Origin of the sequence: Patulibacter brassicae (genome assembly GCF_033949425.1) — a bacterium.
Classification (GTDB): Bacteria; Actinomycetota; Thermoleophilia; order Solirubrobacterales; family Solirubrobacteraceae; genus Patulibacter; species Patulibacter brassicae.
In genome coordinates this window covers 1-449 of sequence record NZ_JAXAVX010000032.1, presented here as the reverse complement: position 1 = coordinate 449, position 449 = coordinate 1, and the positions used below count along the sequence as shown (strand labels likewise).

The window sequence follows — 449 nt, the reverse complement described above, 5'->3', positions numbered from 1 at the left end:
CAGCAGGTCGGCACCCCGTCGGTGGCCGGCGCGTTCGCGGCGATCGCGGACCTGCGCGAGATCGGCCCCTACGCGTTCGGCTACATGATGGCCGCGAAGGTCTCCACGGGCTTCGTCGCCGAGATCGGGACGATGAAGATCACCGACGAGGTCGACGCCCTCGACGTGATGGGCATGGACTCGCTCGTGTACCTGTGCACGACGCGGCTGCTCGGCACGCTCATCGTGCTGCCGTTCGTCTTCGCGATCGCGCTGGTCGTCTGCTACCTCGGGTCGTTCATCTCCGTCGTGGTGCAGCTGCAGCAGGTCTCCGCGGGCGGCTACTTCGAGCTGTTCTGGAAGTTCCAGTCGCCGCAGGACTACCTGTTCTCCGGCATCAAGACGATCGCGATGGCGACGTTCGTGGTGCTCGTGGGCTGCTACTACGGCTACCGGGTGCGGGGCGGCCC

At 66.8% G+C, this 449-nt stretch carries 1 protein-coding gene; it reads left to right on the top strand.

Annotation, left to right across the window (positions count from 1 at the left end; translation table 11 throughout):
• The coding region (locus SK069_RS20160) for an ABC transporter permease (protein ID WP_319956068.1) at positions 1–449 on the top strand (449 nt) is incomplete at both ends.